The sequence below is a fragment of the Methylophilus aquaticus genome, from assembly GCF_030769565.1.
GTDB lineage: Bacteria > Pseudomonadota > Gammaproteobacteria > Burkholderiales > Methylophilaceae > Methylophilus > Methylophilus aquaticus.
The window spans coordinates 59299-77435 of record NZ_JAVCAP010000014.1 but is presented as its reverse complement, the minus strand read 5'-3'; the positions used below and the strand labels follow the sequence as shown (position 1 = coordinate 77435).

Annotated in this window: 14 protein-coding genes; 5 read left to right on the top strand and 9 right to left on the bottom strand. The window is 49.6% G+C overall.

The annotated features are described in order from the left end of the window. From Q9291_RS06865 to Q9291_RS06850, 4 genes are all read left to right on the top strand, one after another. Positions 1–552 carry a flavin reductase family protein gene (locus Q9291_RS06865; RefSeq protein ID WP_306389291.1) on the top strand — a complete coding sequence of 184 codons (552 nt, stop codon included), beginning with the start codon at positions 1–3 and terminating at the stop codon, positions 550–552. 247 nt (positions 553–799) lie between these two features. After that, positions 800–2995 carry an HAD-IIB family hydrolase gene (locus tag Q9291_RS06860; protein WP_306389290.1) on the top strand — a complete coding sequence of 732 codons (2196 nt, stop codon included), beginning with the start codon at positions 800–802 and terminating at the stop codon, positions 2993–2995. A gap of 26 nt (positions 2996–3021) precedes the next feature. Then, positions 3022–4974, top strand: a complete 1953-nt coding sequence (locus Q9291_RS06855; RefSeq protein ID WP_306389289.1) for an amylosucrase — start codon at positions 3022–3024, stop codon at positions 4972–4974. A gap of 21 nt (positions 4975–4995) precedes the next feature. Further along, entirely contained in the window at positions 4996–5865 is an 870-nt protein-coding gene (locus tag Q9291_RS06850; protein ID WP_306389288.1) for a mechanosensitive ion channel family protein, read from the top strand. A 322-nt stretch (positions 5866–6187) separates the two neighbouring features. Here the strand turns inward: Q9291_RS06850 and glmM are convergent, their stop codons facing one another. The 4 genes from glmM to rlmE form a co-directional block, all read right to left on the bottom strand. After that, positions 6188–7540, bottom strand: coding sequence for a phosphoglucosamine mutase (gene glmM / locus Q9291_RS06845; protein WP_306389287.1), 1353 nt, complete (start codon positions 7538–7540; stop codon positions 6188–6190). A 59-nt stretch (positions 7541–7599) separates the two neighbouring features. Next, entirely contained in the window at positions 7600–8424 is an 825-nt protein-coding gene (gene folP, locus Q9291_RS06840) for a dihydropteroate synthase (protein WP_306389286.1), read from the bottom strand. Positions 8425–8491: 67 nt separating this feature from the next. Beyond that, entirely contained in the window at positions 8492–10402 is a 1911-nt protein-coding gene (gene ftsH, locus Q9291_RS06835) for an ATP-dependent zinc metalloprotease FtsH (protein WP_306389285.1), read from the bottom strand. Between the two features lie 146 nt (positions 10403–10548). Next, positions 10549–11169 carry a 23S rRNA (uridine(2552)-2'-O)-methyltransferase RlmE gene (rlmE, locus tag Q9291_RS06830; protein WP_306389284.1) on the bottom strand — a complete coding sequence of 207 codons (621 nt, stop codon included), beginning with the start codon at positions 11167–11169 and terminating at the stop codon, positions 10549–10551. Between the two features lie 99 nt (positions 11170–11268). On the opposite strand from rlmE, the gene yhbY reads away from it, so the two are divergent. Continuing rightward, complete coding sequence (gene yhbY, locus Q9291_RS06825; protein ID WP_306389283.1) at positions 11269–11577, top strand: ribosome assembly RNA-binding protein YhbY; 309 nt, start codon at positions 11269–11271, stop codon at positions 11575–11577. Between the two features lie 108 nt (positions 11578–11685). On the opposite strand, the gene Q9291_RS06820 is transcribed toward yhbY, so the two are convergent. The 5 genes from Q9291_RS06820 to dapB form a co-directional block, all read right to left on the bottom strand. Next, complete coding sequence (locus Q9291_RS06820; RefSeq protein ID WP_306389282.1) at positions 11686–12141, bottom strand: DUF4149 domain-containing protein; 456 nt, start codon at positions 12139–12141, stop codon at positions 11686–11688. 11 nt (positions 12142–12152) lie between these two features. Then, entirely contained in the window at positions 12153–12635 is a 483-nt protein-coding gene (greA, locus tag Q9291_RS06815) for a transcription elongation factor GreA (protein WP_306389281.1), read from the bottom strand. Between the two features lie 92 nt (positions 12636–12727). Continuing rightward, a complete protein-coding gene (carB, locus tag Q9291_RS06810; protein ID WP_306389280.1) occupies positions 12728–15943 on the bottom strand; it encodes a carbamoyl-phosphate synthase large subunit in 3216 nt (1071 codons plus the stop codon). Next, entirely contained in the window at positions 15943–17082 is a 1140-nt protein-coding gene (gene carA / locus Q9291_RS06805) for a glutamine-hydrolyzing carbamoyl-phosphate synthase small subunit (RefSeq protein ID WP_306389279.1), read from the bottom strand. The genes carB and carA overlap by 1 nt, the downstream gene beginning before the upstream one ends. A 214-nt stretch (positions 17083–17296) precedes the next feature. After that, positions 17297–18103, bottom strand: a complete 807-nt coding sequence (gene dapB, locus Q9291_RS06800) for a 4-hydroxy-tetrahydrodipicolinate reductase (RefSeq protein ID WP_306389278.1) — start codon at positions 18101–18103, stop codon at positions 17297–17299. Positions 18104–18137 lie beyond the last annotated feature (34 nt).

Here is an 18137-nt window from a genome sequence, read left to right as displayed (position 1 = left end):
ATGACAATAGAGAGTAAATTAATCTACCGGCTTCTTAATCATGGCCCCACAACTCTAATAAGCTCTGCCCACGCCGGCCAACGCAACATCATGGCCGCTGCTTGGGTCTGCGCTTTAGACTTCAATCCACCCAAAGTCACTGTCGTCATTGACAGCAAAACCTACACCCGCGAACTGATGGAAGCCGAAGGCACGTTTGCGATTAACCTGCCCTGCGTGAAGCAAATCGAGATGGTAAAAAAGGTGGGGAGTATCAGCGGCCGCGATTTGGAAGGCACCGACAAGTTTGCTGAATACGGCATTGAAACTTTTGCTGCACAAGAAATCACTGCACCGTTAGTCACGGGTTGCGTGGCGTGGCTGGAATGCAAAATTATCCGCGAGCCACACAACCAGAACACTTATGATCTGTTTATTGCCGAAGTGGTGGCTGCGCATGCGGATGCACGCGTGTTTTCGGACGGGCGTTGGCATTTTGATGGGCATGATGATTTGCGTACCATACACCATATTGCAGGAGGTACATTTTTCGCAACTGGCCCTGCCTGCTGACTTTTAAAAGACTGCTCTATAAAGCCCTGTGTATCACTGCGCAGGGCTTTTTGTTTAAAAAAGCCGAAACTTTCCCATAAATATTTATGTCAATTATATATAAATAAAATTACTTAGTGCGAAATCACGCACATTCCGCTGTTACTTAAAAACAAAAACCGGATGCAGATTGCGTTCTTCGTGGCATGCACGCCGATAGCCAATGCTTACACATGGTTTAGCATCATTCATTCAACTAGAAAAATACATGCGAACACATTTAAAAGACCATTCTGAACCGTTATATATTTTACTGATCAGCGCTCATGGCTTGATCCGTGGCGAGCAGCTTGAGCTTGGCCTGGATGCGGATACCGGGGGCCAGTGTACCTATGTGCTGGAACTGACGAAGGCGTTGGCCAAACAAGCACAAGTGGCAAAAGTGGATTTACTCACCCGCCTGATTGATGACCCGCAAGTGTCTACAGATTATGCGCAACCAGAAGAGCGACTGTGTGATAAAGCACGTATTGTGCGTGTGCCTTGTGGGCCAAAACGCTATTTACGCAAAGAACATTTATGGCCACATCTGGATCAGATGGTGGATAAATGCCTGCATTATTTGCGTCAGCAGCGCCGGTTACCAGATGTGATTCACTCACATTATGCCGATGCGGGCTATGTGGGCCGCCAGCTCTCCATGTTGCTGGGAATTCCCCTGATACATACGGGTCATTCACTGGGCTTGCCTAAACAGATGCGTTTGCTATCGAGCGGGCGTAAACGCGCCACCATTGAAAAGCAATTTAACTTTGAACGCCGTGTGGCAGAAGAAGAAGCGTTACTGCGGGATGCTGCCATGATTGTGACCAGCACACGTCAAGAGATAGAGCTGCAATATGGCATGTATGCACACATGGATGGCAAGCGGTTTCGCGTGATTCCTCCGGGCACAGACACTACCCGTTTTTCACCGTTGGGCAGGCGTCAGGTTGTTGAGAACGTGGAAAACAGCATTGCGCGTTTTTTGACGCAGCCTAAAAAACCCATGATTCTATGCATTTGTCGGCCCGAATTGCGAAAAAACATTAAAGGGCTGCTGGCTGCTTACGGCACCCATCCCGAACTGCAAAAGCGGGCGAATCTGGTATTAGTGGCAGGTAGCAGGGAAGATATACGCCTGCTGGACAAAGCCCAGCAAGCAGTGATGAATGAGATGTTGCTGGACATCGACGCTTATGACTTGTGGGGCAAAGTGGCGATACCCAAACATTGGCCACAAGAGGATATCCCTGAGTTGTATCGTCTGGCAGCCAAACGGCGGGGAGTATTTATCAATGCCGCCTTTACCGAGCCTTTTGGGCTGACCTTGCTGGAAGCTGCCGCCAGTGGCCTGCCAACTATTGCCCCGGACGATGGTGGCCCCCGCGATATTCTGGCCAATTGTCGCAATGGCTTACTCACCAACACGCTGGAAAGCGATGCCATTGCCGAAAGCCTGCTGGCGGCACTCTCTGATAAAAAGCGCTGGCGCACATGGGCCAGTAATGGGGTCCTCAATATCAAACGCCATTACACCTGGGATGGTCACGTACGCAAATACTTAAAAGAGGTGCGTGCACTGCTGCACAAGCATCGGAAAAATCTGCGTAAACAGCGCATTGCACTGCATGCGGGGACTTCTACCATTCCATTGGCGGACTATGCGTTTATCAGCGACATAGACAACACCCTGCTGGGCAATCGTGAAGGCCAGACAGCCGTAGTCGATTGGCTTAAAGCCAACGCTGGAGAAGCGGTGTTTGGCATTGCGACTGGCAGACCCCTTGAAAGCGCCATCGATATTCTGCGCAAACATCGCATTCCTGTTCCAGATGTATTAATTACTTCGGTTGGCTCCGAGATCCATTATGGCGCACGCCAGACACCCGATGAGGGCTGGGCTAACCACATACGCCATTTATGGCGCCGTGACGACCTGTTACGCGCCTTAAACACCTACCCCGGCTTGCGACTACAAGCCCCTGAAAATCAACGCGAATTCAAAATTTCATATCTGGTTGATCCATCAGTCATGCCAGGGATGGATGCCATTAAACAGCATCTGCACCAATTGCATCTGCACGCTCAAGTGATTTATTCACATGATGAATTTCTCGATATTTTGCCAGTGCGCGCCTCGAAAGGACATGCCATTCGTTATCTTTCCTACAAATGGGGCCTGCCACTCAAACACTTTCTGGTTGCGGGTGACTCTGGCAACGATATCGAAATGTTATCGGGCGATACCATGGCAGTTGTGGTTGGCAATCACAGCCATGAACTTGCCGCGCTAAAGGGTCAGCAAAAAATCTACTTTGCCCAGGCCCATTATGCCCACGGCATTATGGAAGGCATGGCCCATTACCGTTTTGGTAAACAACCACAACGCCAAACAGGCAAACTTGCTGAAGCACTGGCCTGATGCCACTCTGAAACAGGAAACGCTGTATGTATGAACAAATCTCACACGCGATGCTAAACAAGATCCTGCTGCGCCTGAAACCGGGCAGTCAGGAAAAAGACTGGCAGTATTTTTATACCCGGCTGGGTGCAAATTTTTATGCCATTTACTCGCTGTTTTATCACCTGTATGGCCAGCGCGATGACTTTAAACCACAACTGACGCGACTGGTGACGTTGCTGGCGCAACAATATGGCAACCGGGCAGCGCATTTAAAACAAAAAGATCTGCAGCGTGAACAAGACCATAACTGGTTTATGCATCAAAAATGGGTAGGCATGGCATTGTACTGTGATGGCTTTGCCGGCACGCTGGCAAATATGCAGCAAAAACTGCCTTACCTGCAAGAACTGGGCGTAAATATGGTGCATATCATGCCTGTGTGTGATTGCCCAACTGAGAATAACGATGGCGGCTATGCAGTCCGTGATTACAAGAAAATTGATACGCGTTACGGAACACAACAAGATCTGGATCAATTGATTACAGAAATGCAGCAACGTGAAATGTTACTCGCGCTGGATGTGGTGGTAAACCATACGTCTGATGAGCATGCATGGGCAATCAAGGCAAAACAAGGCGAAGCCACCTATCAGGATTATTACTATATGTTTCCTGACCGTCGTTTGCCGGATATTTATGAAAGTGCCATGCCAGAAGTGTTCCCTGAACAGGCGCCGGGCAGTTTCACGTTTAACGCCGAGACGCAAAAATGGGTGATGACGGTGTTTAATCATTACCAGTGGGATTTGAATTACAGCAATCCGGCGGTATTGATTGAAATTCTCGACGTCATTTTGTTCTGGGCCAACAAAGGCGTAGATATTTTACGGCTGGATGCCGTCGCCTTTTTGTGGAAAAAGATCGGCAGTACTTGTCAGAATGAACGTGAGGCACACCTGATTTTGCAGTTACTGAAAGATTGCTGTCAGGTATCAGCCCCAGGCGTGTTGTTTATTGCTGAAGCAATTGTAGCGCCTACCGAAATCATCAAATACTTTGGTGAAGATGCAGTGAATGCCAAAGAGTGCGAAATCGCCTATAACGCGACTTTGATGGCCTTGCTGTGGGATGCGGTGGCCACCAAACAAACCGGATTGCTGTTTAAGGGGATAGAAGCTTTACCGGAAAAACTGGAACGTGCCACCTGGCTGAATTATGTGCGTTGTCACGATGATATCGGGCTGGGATTTAGTGACGAATCAATTATTGCCGCCGGCTTTGATCCGGTAGCACACCGCTGCTTTCTGGTTGACTATTACACCGGCAGCTATCCTGATTCCAATGCAAAAGGCTTTGCATTTGGCGTGAATAAAAAGACAGGCGATGCTCGGATCTCAGGTGCACTGGCGTCACTGGCGGGTCTGGAAACTGCCTTACAAAAACAAGATGAAACAGCGATTGAAAATGCCATAGACACCATTATCTTGCTGCATAACTTGATCATGGCCTTTGGTGGCATGCCTTTGCTCTACTATGGTGATGCCGTTGGGACATTGAATGATGATGCCTATTTGCTGGATTCATCAAAAATGCATGATAACCGCTGGGTCCACCGCCCCAGACTGGACTGGGCCATGATGGACAAGCGTTTGCAAAAGGGCACGGTCGAACAACGCATATTCAGCCGTATTCAGCGCCTGATCGTAACACGTAAAGAAATATCCGCTTTTGCCGACCTTAATAACCGCAGTCTGTTAGCCCTTGAAAACCCACACTTGATTGCCTTTAGCCGTGAGGCATCTCAAGGCATGCATGACCACATTATAGTGATTGCCAATTTTGATACCACACCGCAATCTGTACCGCTGCAGTCGCTCAGGCAAAAACACCGGTTTAAACATCCACTGATCACTGAACTGATCAGTGGTCTGGCAATCTCTACCGAGCAAACAATGCTCGAGGTTCCAGCGCTGACCGCTTACTGGTTATCTATTTAAATAAATAATAAAGGAGTGTGTATGAATTTGTACTGGTTACATGATCTTGGCATTGAAAATCCGTCAGAAATGCTGGCACTGATTAAAACGCTGTTTCGCATTTTTCTGATTGTGGGGGTGGCTTACTTTCTCAACCGCCTGACCAAAAAAGTGATCATGCGTCTGCGTGACCATCTGAATACACGCACTTTAGACGATTTGGAAGAGACCAAACGCTTAAACACCCTGAGCATGGTCTTGCGTTATATTGTCACGACTGTGATCATGGCGATTACAGTGGTTGAGATATTACATGAACTTGGCATCTCGATTGCCCCTGTTCTAGCCGCCGCCGGGGTGGTTGGTCTGGCAGTGGGCTTTGGTGCGCAAAGTTTGGTCAAGGATTATTTCAACGGTTTTTTTCTGTTACTGGAAAACCAGATTCGCAAAGATGATGTGGTCGAAATTGCCGACAAAGCCGGACTGGTCGAAGAAATTACATTACGCTACATTAAAATGCGGGACTATGACGGCAATGTGCATTACGTCCCCAATGGCCAGATCACCACGGTGACCAACAAGTCCAGAGATTTTGCATTTGCGGTGATGGATATCGGGGTGGCCTACAAGGAAAATATTGCACAAGTTATGCAGATCATGCAGGCAGTGGGTGCAGCGCTCTATGCAGACCCTGATTTCGAACACAAGATATTAGACCAATTGGAAATGGCCGGGGTAGATCAGCTGGGTGATTCAGCGGTAGTGATTCGTTGCCGTTACAAAGTGCGTCCTCTGGAACAATGGACCATCAAGCGCGAGTATTTGAAACGCATTAAAAACGCATTTGATCAACAGGGCATTGAAATTCCATTCCCGCATCTCACGGTTTATCAGGGTCAGTTGGCCGCCTGATAAGCAAAGTGGGCAGCCATGCCCGCTTTTTACTGGCGATTCGCACGCCTGTTTTGTCTGGCGCAATACGTCAGTAAAACAATGATGACGGCAACCTGTGGCCTATGGTATGCGCCGGGTAAATCTCGCTGGTTAAAGTTGTCAACGCAGGGTTGCCGAGGCGAAAGTCGCCTTGTAGCATCTGGAGTAACAGCAAGGCACCAAATGCAATAAGATTAAGCATGGAGACCATCAGTGCAGCGAATTGGGAGTATTTGCGAAAGCCAAACAATCTAAGCGTCACAGGGCGTGACTGAAAGCATCCATGCTTGCCCTTGTTAGGTCAGGCAGCCAGTTGTCTGATAACTTCGGCCAGTTGTTCTGCCTGTGCTTGCACCAGTGATTTATCCATGCCTTCGATCATCACGCGAATTTTGGGTTCGGTGCCTGAAGCGCGCAACAACACCCTGCCCTGCCCATTCAGCACTTGTTCAGCCTGCTTGATGGCTGCTTGGACGCTTTGCTGATTGAGATCGAGTTTCTGTTTGGTGGTGACGTTAATCAGCACTTGCGGGTACAGGCGCAGTTCGTCGCCCAAGGTCTGCAAGGTGTTGCCACTGTCCCTTAAAGCATGCAGCACTTGCAAGGCTGCAATAATGGCATCGCCACTGGTATGCTTGTCCAGTGTCAGGATATGGCCGGAGTTTTCACCGCCCAGTTTCCAGTTTTTGGCTTGCAGCAGTTCAAGCACATAGCGGTCACCTACATTGGCACGTGCAAATGGAATCTGGTGTTTTTGCAAAGCATGCTCAAGCGCCAGGTTGGTCATCAAGGTACCCGCAACGCCTCCTTTGAGTTTACCTCGGGCATATAGCCCCATGGCGATGATATAGAGCAGTTGGTCACCATCAAGCAAGTTTCCTGCGCTATCCACCATCATCACACGGTCACCATCGCCATCAAATGCGATGCCGAGATCGGCCTGCTGTGCGACCACAGCCGCCTGTAAGGCCTCGGGATGCGTAGAACCGACCTTTTCATTAATATTCAAACCATCAGGCTGGTTGCCGATGGCGATGACATCCGCGCCCAACTCGTGGAACACATCAGGCGCGACATGGTAGGTGGCGCCATGGGCACAGTCGAGTACAATTTTAAGGCCACGCAAATCGAGATGATTAGGAAAAGTACTTTTGCAAAACTCGATATATCGACCGGCTGCATCGTCCACTCGTTTAGCTTTGCCCAATTGCGCGGATGCCATGACCTGCATTGGTTTGGCCAGCTCAGCCTCAATTGCAAACTCCAGTTCGTCTGGCAATTTGGTGCCCTGCGCCGAGAAAAACTTGATGCCGTTATCGTAATACGGATTATGTGAAGCCGAGATCACTATGCCAGCCTGTGCACGCAAGGCACGCGTTAAATACGCCACAGCTGGCGTAGGCATGGGGCCCGTCAGCAACACATCCACACCTGCAGCAGACAAGCCAGCCTCCAGTGAAGCTTCAAGCATGTAGCCTGAAATACGGGTGTCTTTACCAATCAGCACTGTCGGACGCTGGCCATTTGGCAGATGTTCGTGATTGGCCAATACGTGTCCGGCGGCATAGCCCAGTTTCATTATAAACTCAGGCGTAATGACGGATTCGCCCACGCGGCCACGAATACCATCGGTGCCAAAGTATTGTTTACTCATCGCTCTGTTCCTTACACTGCGTTACTTGTTATTTTGTATTGCTTGTTATGCTATGCGGCTTATTTTAAAGCGGCCACGACCTTGAGTGCCTCAACGGTGGCTTTTACATCGTGTACGCGCAGTAAATGCGCCCCCTGCATGGCACTCACCACTGCTGCGGCAACACTGGCATGCAAACGGGCATCGACATCATGACCAGTCATTTGTCCAAGCACAGATTTGCGGGACAGGCCAACCAATAAGGGGCAACCCAAAGCCAGCAGTTCGGCAAGTGATTTTGCCAGCGTAATATTGTGTATACGTGTTTTGCCAAATCCAAAGCCTGGATCAAGCATGATGCGCTCCTGACTGATGCCTGCTGCGAGACAAGCATCACGTTGCTGGCTTAGAAAGGCTTTTACTTCAGCCACCACATCCTCATAATGTGGATTCTCCTGCATGGTCTGCGGTGTGCCTTGCATGTGCATAATACAAACCCCTGCGTCACTGCCAGCGACAGCTTCAAGGGCACCGGGCTCTTGCAGGCCGCGTACATCATTGACGATGCTCGCACCTGCTGCAATGGCTGCGCGCATCACGCCAGGCTTATAGGTATCAATTGAAATAGGCACTGGAATCTGGCGTGCAACCAATGCCTCAATCACAGGAATCACACGAAGCAACTCTTCGTCCTCTGGCACAGGCGTCGCATTGGGACGCGTAGACTCACCGCCGATATCCAGGACTGAAGCCCCTTCATCGATTAATTGCATAGCCTGCGCAATGGCCGCATCTGTGCGTGCAAACTTGCCCCCATCAGAAAATGAATCAGGCGTGACATTGACAATCCCCATTACCTTGGGGGTAGACAAATCCAGTGTGAAATTGGCACAGTGCAGTTGCATAGCGTTATCGGTTTCAACAAAAAAACAAAGGCTGGCACAAGCCAGCCTCGTTATTTTAACCGAATTTCTACTCTAAATCGGCTTCATCATTTTTTGCGGTAGGTTGCGGTGCAGGATTAATCACCGTCCCGCTGCCACTGCCACCACCGGTTGAAACAGTCGGTCCGTTTTTCGGTTTGGGTGCGCGCACTGGTAAACCAGCCATGATGTCGTTGATCTGATCCGCATCAATGGTTTCCATTTCCATCAATGCCTTGGTCATGGCCTCCACCTTGTCACGATTATCCTCAAGCAGTTTGCGCGCAAGCGCATACTGCTCATCGAGGATACGGCGAATTTCTGCATCCACTTTTTGTTGCGTGGCTTCGGACACGGTACGGGAAGACATGTTACCCATCCAGGAATCCTGCTCACTACCGGCATAGACCATGGTACCCAAACTGTCAGACATCCCAAACTTGGTCACCATATCACGTGCAAGTTTGGTAGCACGCTCAAAGTCGTTTGAAGCACCAGTAGACATCTGGTTCATGAAGATTTCTTCTGCAATGCGGCCACCGAACAGAATGGAGATATCCTGCAACATTTTGTCCTTGTAGTTGCTGATACGGTCATGCTCAGGCAACTGCCAGGTCAAGCCCAACGCCCAGCCACGTGGCATGATGGTCACCTTGTGTACCGGATCAGCCTTGGGCAGCAACTTGGCAACCACCGCATGTCCAGACTCGTGGTAAGCAGTATTCAAGCGCTCTTCCTCACGCATCACCATAGACTTGCGCTCCGGACCCATGAATATCTTGTCTTTGGCATCCTCAAAGTCTTCCATATCCACAGTACGCTTATTACGACGTGCTGCGAACAATGCCGCTTCATTGACCAGGTTAGCCAAATCCGCACCGCTAAACCCAGGTGTACCGCGTGCCAAAATGTCCGCTTTCACGTCAGGATTAATAGGGACCTTGCGCATGTGTACATTCAAAATTTGCTCACGGCCTTTAATATCTGGCAAACCAACCATGACCTGACGGTCAAAACGTCCAGGACGCAATAAAGCCTTGTCCAATACATCGGCACGGTTAGTCGCTGCAATCACAATCACACCTGAGTTGGCCTCAAAACCATCCATCTCCACCAGCATCTGGTTTAATGTCTGCTCACGCTCGTCGTTACCGCCACCAGTACCAGCACCACGATGACGACCCACCGCATCAATCTCGTCGATAAAGATAATGCATGGCGCATTTTTCTTGGCAGTTTCAAACATGTCACGCACACGTGCAGCGCCTACACCTACAAACATCTCGACAAAATCAGAACCAGAGATGCTAAAGAATGGCACTTTGGCTTCACCGGCAATCGCACGTGCCAGCAATGTTTTACCTGTCCCTGGTGGGCCCACCATCAGCACGCCACGCGGGATACGACCACCCAGTTTCTGGAATTTGCTTGGATCTTTTAAAAATTCAACCAACTCGGAAACTTCTTCTTTGGCTTCGTCACAACCGGCCACATCAGCAAAAGTAGTGCTGTTGTTGGACTCATCCAGCTGGCGAGCCTTGCTCTTGCCGAAAGAGAAAGGACCACCGCCCTTGCCACCGCCTTGCATCTGGCGCATGAAAAAAATCCAGACACCAATCAACAAAACCATCGGGAACCATGACACGAAAATACTCATGAGCACAGACTCATGCTCTTCTGGCTTGGCTTCGACGATCACATTATTCTTCAATAAATCGGACACCAGCCATGGGTCTGATGGAGAGAACGAGTCGTAGCTCTTGCCTTCATTGGTAGTGGCATGCAAAGTACGCCCATCGATTTGCACTTTGGCAATACGCCCATCTTTCACATCCTGCATGAACTGGGAGTACACGACCTGCCCGCTACTTCTTGCGGGGCCGTTAAACTGATTAAATACCGTCATCAGCAACAAGGCAATGGCTACCCAAATCGCGATATTTTTCAATAGATTGTTCAAGGTGTTTCCTTAACTAATAAACACTGGCAGGGGTTAATCCCTATAAATGATAATGGCGCCAAAGCGGATTATTTCAAGCCCTTAATGCATTGTATACCCAAAAATAAACTTGTGCGACCCGATATGACGCCCTTTAAAGCCTCAGTTTATGGTTTGCGATGCATGCCCAGCAGATAGACTTCACTACTGCGATCACGTGATGCTTTAGGCTTGCGTGTAACAACCTTTTCAAACTGGCCGCGCATTTGCTTCACAATTTCATCAAATCCGCTGCCAATAAATACTTTGACCAGAAAGTGGCCGCCCGGTTTCAGCCATTGCTGACAAAAATCCAGGGCGAGTTCCGTGAGGTAAGTTGCACCAGCCTGATCGACATCTTTCAAGCCACTCATATTCGGAGCCATGTCAGAAATCACTAGATCCACCAGTTTTTGATTCAAAGAAGCTTCTAACTGTTTCAGTACTAATTCTTCACGGAAATCACCACAAATAAACTCGACGCCAGAAATAGGATGCATATCTAAAATATCCAGTGCAATAATTCGCCCCTGACCTTTCAGACGCTGCGCAACCACCTGTGACCAGCTTCCCGGCGTAGATCCTAAATCAATGACGGTCATTCCAGGTTTAATCAGCTTGTCCTTATCATCAATTTCCAACAATTTGTAGGCCGCGCGCGCGCGATAACCATCCTTCTGCGCCATTTTGACATAAGGGTCATTCAGATGCTCTTGCATCCACGCTTTGCTGGTTTTCGAGGGTTTCATAATTTTTTATCACGCCTTTTCTGGCTGAGTGATTTGTATGTACAGAAGCAAGCTGCCTTCATGTTAAAATGTTGTTTATTCAACAGAAATGACTTACTCATGCAATTTAATACTAAACAAATCGCTTATTTACGGGGCCTTGCCCACAATTTAAATCCTGTGGTCATGATAGGCAATAATGGATTAACAGAAGCTGTACTTAAAGAAATCGACCTCAACCTGAATGCACACGAGCTGATTAAAGTACAGGTGGCCGGGGATGACCGTGACGCCCGCAAAGCCTTGCTGAATGAAATTGCAGAAAAATCCAATGCACTGGCTGTGCATCATATTGGCAAGCAGTTAGTATTTTACCGTGCAAGTGAAACAGTGAAGGCTTCAGCAAAAATCATTATCCCAAAGCTTTAGAGTTAATACGCTTTCAAGTTCTCAAGCTTTAAATTGAAGCTTGTAAAATCAATAAACGCGCAGTACATAATGGCTGCGCGTTATGCTTAAGTTTCTGTAACACAGTCGTTAACTGTATTTAATGACTAGCCACAAGCCCAGCAGGCATTCAAGCAGATAGGCAATACTGGCCACACCATGCCAGGTCCTGAATCGGTTGGCAAACACGCTTTGCATGACATCATTGGGCAAGGCGCTTGCTTTCAGTTGTGCCAGCAGGGGCTGAATACCGAATTCGCCGACCAGCACCAGCACCCACATGACCAGCAGCACCCAGAACAAACTTTGTTTAAACGCAGACAATCCATCTGCAGCCAAACGCTGCAACAGCAACCACAGGCCGCACACCATTCCAATAATACTGACAATAGTAAACAGCTTGCCAGCCACCAGACCAGCCAACTGGCGATCCGGGAGGGTTCGGAATAGCACACTGGCTGTTATCGCTGTCATCCACAGTGCGCCGACCCAAAGAGTGATGGCAACTGGCGTAATCAGACCGGAAAAACCACTGTTGCGTGCCATCTCGATGCCCTTTAAATATAAAGCACTTCAATAATTTCGTATTCTTTAACACCACCAGGGGACTGCACCTCGGCTACCTCGCCCTCGGATTTGCCAATCAACCCACGTGCGATCGGTGAACTCACTGAAATTTTACCGTTTTTGATATCAGCCTCATCCTCACCCACAATTTGATAAGTTTTGGCATCCCCTGAATCCAAGTCTTCAAAGCGCACTGTTGCACCGAATACCACACGTCCCTCGGCATTCAGATTGGTGGGGTCGATCACCTGCAAATTGGATAACTTGGCTTCAACTTCGGAAATACGGCCTTCAATAAAGCTCTGGCGCTCTTTAGCAGACTCGTATTCTGCATTCTCTGACAAATCGCCCTGCGCTCGCGCTTCGGCAATCGCCTGAATAATATTCGGACGATCCACAGCGCGCAAACGCTGCAACTCTTCTTTCAGCAATTCTGCACCACGTACGGTGACAGGAATTTGATTGACTGCCATAACTAAAACCTTCAAAAAAGTAAGTATAAAAAAAATAAACCACACCCGGTTGAGCGTGGCTTATTTCAATATCAATTGCTGACTAGTGTAAGTTAAGCAAGACGTTTGTGCAAGTCTTGCACTGAGTAAACATCCATGTCCTTACTTTGCGCCATTCCAATGCAGGCGGCGCGTGCACCGGCCAGTGTTGTGTAATAAGTCACCTTGTTTTGCAAGGCACTGCGACGAATCTCATACGAATCGGTAATCGCTTTTTTGTCCTCTGTCACATTGACAATCAAACTGATCTCATTGTTCTTGATCATGTCAACAATATGCGGGCGACCTTCAGCGACCTTATTCACCGGCGTGACAGACAAACCGCTCGCTGCCAGGGCACGCGCAGTGCCCTTGGTAGCCACCAGTGTAAAGCCCAGATCCACCAGATCTTTGGCAATATCGATGACTTTGGCATGGTCTTCATTACGCACACTGATAAAAGCCCTGCCACCCGTCGGCATTTTCACAGAAGCACCCAGTTGTGATTTGACGAAGGCCTCTGCAAATGTAGCACCAACCCCCATCACTTCACCGGTCGATTTCATTTCCGGGCCAAGAATGGTATCCACACCTGGGAATTTGATGAACGGGAATACCGCCTCTTTGACCGAGTAATAAGGTGGAATCACTTCTTTGGTCACCCCTTGTGACTTCAGGGACTGGCCGGCCATGCAACGTGCCGCAATTTTAGCCAGCTGCAAACCACAGGCTTTGGAGACGAACGGCACCGTGCGAGATGCGCGCGGATTCACTTCCAGTACATACACCACCTCGCCCTGACCAGAATTTTGCACTGCAAACTGAACGTTCATCAGGCCTTTTACGCCGAGGGCCTTAGCCATTTGTACCGTTTGCCTGCGCAATTCATCTTGCAATTCACTGCTCAAACTGTAAGGTGGCAATGAACAAGCCGAGTCGCCGGAGTGCACACCGGCCTGCTCCACGTGCTGCATAATGCCGCCAATCAGCACATCTTCACCATCACTCAACGCATCCACGTCGACCTCAATCGCATCGTTCAGGAAGCGATCCAGCAACACTGGAGACTCGTTAGAGACTTTCACTGCTTCACGCATGTAGCGCTCGAGCTGGCTTTGCTCGTGCACGATTTCCATCGCACGCCCACCCAGCACATACGAAGGACGCACCACCAGTGGATAGCCAATTTCCATGGCCAGACGAATCGCCTCTTCCGGCGCACGGGCTGTACGGTTAGGTGGCTGCTTCAAATTCAATGTATGCAGCATCTGCTGGAAGCGTTCGCGGTCTTCGGCACGGTCAATCGCATCTGGCGTGGTACCAATAATCGGCACGCCAGCTTTTTCCAGGTCACGCGCCAGTTTAAGCGGGGTTTGACCACCGTATTGCACAATCACACCGACCGGTTTTTCGATATTCACGATTTCCAGCACATCTTCCAGTGTCACTGGCTCAAAATACAAACGGTCAGAGGTATCGTAATCGGTAGAAACCGTCTCCGGGTTACAGTTCACCATGATGGTTTCGTAACCATCTTCACGCATGGCAAATGCCGCATGCACGCAGCAATAATCAAACTCGATGCCTTGGCCGATACGGTTGGGGCCGCCGCCAAGCACCATGATTTTTTTATTGTTCGTTGGGTTAGACTCGCACTCTTCTTCATAAGTGGAGTACATGTAAGCGGTATTGGTGGCAAACTCCGCTGCGCAGGTATCCACACGCTTGTATACCGGACGGATACCCAAGGCCTGACGGAAGGCACGCACAGCATGCTGATCAGTATCCAGCAACTTGGCCAAACGGCGGTCAGAGAACCCTTTGCGCTTCAGCCTGAAGACTGTTTCTTTGCTTAAATCAGCAATATGCTTGCCAATTAAGGATTGCTCCAGCTTGATAATTTCTTCAATCTGCACCAGGAACCAGCGATCAATTTTAGTGATATCAAACACTTCATTGACTGACATGCCCAGACGGAAGGCATCCGCTACATACCAGATACGCTCGGGACCGGGCTCGCCCATTTCCTTGACGATACGGTCTTTATCCTCGGTAATGGAGTCCAGCCCATCGAAGCCCACTTCCAGACCGCGCAAGGCTTTCTGGAAGGATTCCTGGAAACTGCGACCCATGGCCATCACTTCACCGACAGACTTCATCTGCGTCGTCAAACGACTATCGGCCTGCGGGAATTTTTCAAACGCAAAACGCGGCACCTTGGTAACCACGTAGTCAATAGAAGGCTCAAATGATGCCGGGGTTTGACCACCGGTAATTTCATTGCGCAACTCGTCCAGGGTAAACCCTACGGCCAGTTTGGCCGCTACTTTGGCAATCGGGAAGCCAGTGGCTTTGGAAGCCAGCGCAGACGACCGAGACACACGCGGGTTCATCTCAATCACAATCATGCGCCCATCATCAGGATTGATAGCAAACTGCACGTTGGAACCACCTGTATCCACGCCGATTTCGCGCAATACCGCCAATGAGGCGTTACGCATAATCTGGTACTCTTTATCGCTCAAGGTTTGCGCAGGCGCTACCGTGATGCTGTCACCGGTGTGCACGCCCATCGGATCCAGGTTTTCAATGGAGCAGATAATGATGCAGTTGTCCGCCTTGTCGCGTACCACTTCCATCTCGTACTCTTTCCAACCGAGCAGGGATTCTTCAATCAATAATTCATTGGTCGGAGACGCATCCAGACCACGCTCGCAAATGGCGACAAACTCTTCACGGTTGTAGGCAATGCCGCCGCCACTGCCGCCCATGGTAAATGAAGGGCGGATAATCGCCGGATAACCAATGTTGGCTTGTACCTGCAATGCCTCTTCCAGGCTATGTGCAATCGCAGAACGCGCAGAACCCAGGCCGATTTTAGTCATCGCCTCTTTAAACTTCTGCCGATCTTCCGCTTTATCAATCGCCTCTTTGGAGGCACCGATCAGTTCAACCTTGTACTTATTCAGCACACCATGCTTGTCCAGATCCAGCGCACAATTCAGGGCAGTCTGGCCACCCATGGTCGGCAGCAATGCATCCGGGCGCTCTTTTTCAATGATTTTTTCGACAATTTGCCAGGTGATCGGCTCAATATATGTCGCATCTGCCATTTCCGGATCCGTCATGATGGTGGCCGGATTGGAGTTGACCAGAATTACGCGATAGCCTTCTTCACGCAAGGCCTTGCAAGCTTGCGCGCCGGAATAGTCAAACTCGCAGGCTTGACCAATGACAATCGGACCTGCACCAATAATCAGAATACTTTTAATGTCGGTTCTTTTTGCCATTAGATGGACTTTCTTTCTTGCATTAACTGGATAAAGCGGTCGAATAACACGCTCATTTCTTGCGGGCCAGGGCTGGCTTCAGGGTGACCCTGGAAGCTAAAGGCCGGTTTGTCCGTACGTGCAATCCCTTGCAGGCTGCCATCAAACAATGACACATGCGTAATTTTGACATTGGCAGGCAAGGTGGCAGGGTCGGCGGCAAAGCCATGGTTCTGACTGGTAATATACACACGCTTGCTTTCGACATCCTGTACCGGATGGTTGGCACCGTGATGGCCGAACTTCATCTTCAGCGTTTTGGCACCGCTAGCCAGCGCCAGCAACTGGTGACCGAGGCAAATACCAAAGGTAGGAATTCCGGTATCAACCAGTGTTTTAATGGCTGAGATCGCGTAATCGCATGGCTCGGGATCACCAGGGCCATTGGACAGGAAAATACCGTCAGGCTTGTAAGCCAATGCTTGTTCTGCCGTCGCCTGTGCAGGCAATACCGTGACTTTACAACCGCGAGAAACCAGCATGCGCAGAATATTACGTTTCACGCCATAGTCAAACGCCACCACATGAAACTGTGAAGTGGTTGTTTTGCCAAAACCTTTACCCAATTGCCATTCGCCTTCGGCAAACGCATAAGGCTCAGTACAGCTCACAACCTTGGCCAAGTCCATGCCGGCCAGCCCGGGGAAACTATGAGACAACGCTAACGCCTGCGCTTCATCCACAGCCTCGCCGGCCATGATACAACCGGCCTGTGCACCTTTTTCGCGCAGAATACGGGTTAATTTTCGGGTATCGATATCGGCTATCGCCACTACATTATTGGCTTTAAGATAATCAGAGAGATTTTGTTCACTGCGGAAATTGCTTTCCAATAAGGGCAGGTCACGAATAATCAGACCCGCAGCATAGACCTTGCCTGACTCGACATCTTCACTATTGGTACCATAGTTACCAATGTGCGGATAGGTCAGTGTCACGATTTGTTCGGTATACGAAGGATCAGTAAGAATTTCCTGATAACCAGTGATAGAAGTGTTAAACACCACCTCACCGACAGTATGACCGGAAGCGCCAATGCTAATGCCCTTAAAAACAGTTCCATCTGCTAACACAAGAATCGCTGGAATTGTTTTTGACACCTTTAGCTCCTTAAGTTTGATACGAAACACATCCGTCAGATACCCCACCCTAACAGACGAAAAACGTTAATCAAGCTGCGGCGAGTAGATGTGCAAAACGGGAAAAGCTTTTTGGACTCTTCCCGTTTCAGAATTGCAGCATTATAGCCTGATTCGGCTTCTCACTCAAGGGTGTACATCATGACATCTGTAACTTAATCGCTTGCGCCTCGACTTAATTTTTAGCAAAACCCAGTACGTCACGCATATCAAATAAGCCGACAGGCTTATCGGCCAGGTATTTGGACGCGCGCAAAGCGCCGAGGGCGAAAGTAGCCCGACTGGAAGCTTTATGCGTCAATTCAACACGCTCTCCAACACCCGCCAGCACTACAGTATGATCACCCACCACATCACCACCACGCATGGTAGCAAAACCGATGGTGCCAGCCTCACGCTCGCCAGTCACCCCTTCGCGCGCATACACTGCACAGTCCTTCAGTGCTTTGTCTAAACCTTTGGCTGCCGCCTCACCCAATCGCAATGCAGTACCTGAAGGCGCATCCACCTTGTGGCGATGATGCATCTCAACCACCTCGATGTCATAGCCTTCATTCAACACGCGCGCGGCTTGCTCCACCAGATTAATCAACAGGGTGACGCCCACACTCATGTTAGGCGCAAACACAATCGCGATCTCATGCGATGCGGCCGTAATCGCTGCTTTTTGCGCTTCACTGAAGCCGGTAGTCCCGATCACCAGTTTGACGCCTGCCTGCTGGCAAGCCTGCAAATACTGCATACTGGCTTCAGGACGCGTAAAATCAACCAGCACATCGGCGCCGTTCAATGCCAGCTGCACATCTGCACTGATTTTTACACCACTGATGCGCCCAAACTGCTCTCCGGCATCCCGTCCTAACATCGGGCTTTCTGCGCGATCAAGGGCAGCATGCAACTGCAAGCCCTCATCGGCAAACACACCATCCAACAAGGCATGCCCCATACGTCCGGACACGCCTGCAATCACCACTTTCAACATAACTCGCTCTGTATTTCCAATTGTTGACTGGCTT

What these genes read in the sequence shown, in the direction of transcription:
- folP (WP_306389286.1), bottom strand. Translation starts at nt 8,424, where the DNA reads ATGCAACTGCACTGTGCCAATTTCACACTGGATTTGTCTACCCCCAAG.
- Q9291_RS06855 (WP_306389289.1), top strand. Translation starts at nt 3,022, where the DNA reads ATGTATGAACAAATCTCACACGCGATGCTAAACAAGATCCTGCTGCGC.
- Q9291_RS06820 (WP_306389282.1), bottom strand. Translation starts at nt 12,141, where the DNA reads ATGGCACGCAACAGTGGTTTTTCCGGTCTGATTACGCCAGTTGCCATC.
- rlmE (WP_306389284.1), bottom strand. Translation starts at nt 11,169, where the DNA reads ATGAAACCCTCGAAAACCAGCAAAGCGTGGATGCAAGAGCATCTGAAT.
- Q9291_RS06865 (WP_306389291.1), top strand. Translation starts at nt 1, where the DNA reads ATGACAATAGAGAGTAAATTAATCTACCGGCTTCTTAATCATGGCCCC.
- Q9291_RS06860 (WP_306389290.1), top strand. Translation starts at nt 800, where the DNA reads ATGCGAACACATTTAAAAGACCATTCTGAACCGTTATATATTTTACTG.
- carB (WP_306389280.1), bottom strand. Translation starts at nt 15,943, where the DNA reads ATGGCAAAAAGAACCGACATTAAAAGTATTCTGATTATTGGTGCAGGT.
- glmM (WP_306389287.1), bottom strand. Translation starts at nt 7,540, where the DNA reads ATGAGTAAACAATACTTTGGCACCGATGGTATTCGTGGCCGCGTGGGC.
- dapB (WP_306389278.1), bottom strand. Translation starts at nt 18,103, where the DNA reads ATGTTGAAAGTGGTGATTGCAGGCGTGTCCGGACGTATGGGGCATGCC.
- Q9291_RS06850 (WP_306389288.1), top strand. Translation starts at nt 4,996, where the DNA reads ATGAATTTGTACTGGTTACATGATCTTGGCATTGAAAATCCGTCAGAA.
- yhbY (WP_306389283.1), top strand. Translation starts at nt 11,269, where the DNA reads ATGCAATTTAATACTAAACAAATCGCTTATTTACGGGGCCTTGCCCAC.
- greA (WP_306389281.1), bottom strand. Translation starts at nt 12,635, where the DNA reads ATGGCAGTCAATCAAATTCCTGTCACCGTACGTGGTGCAGAATTGCTG.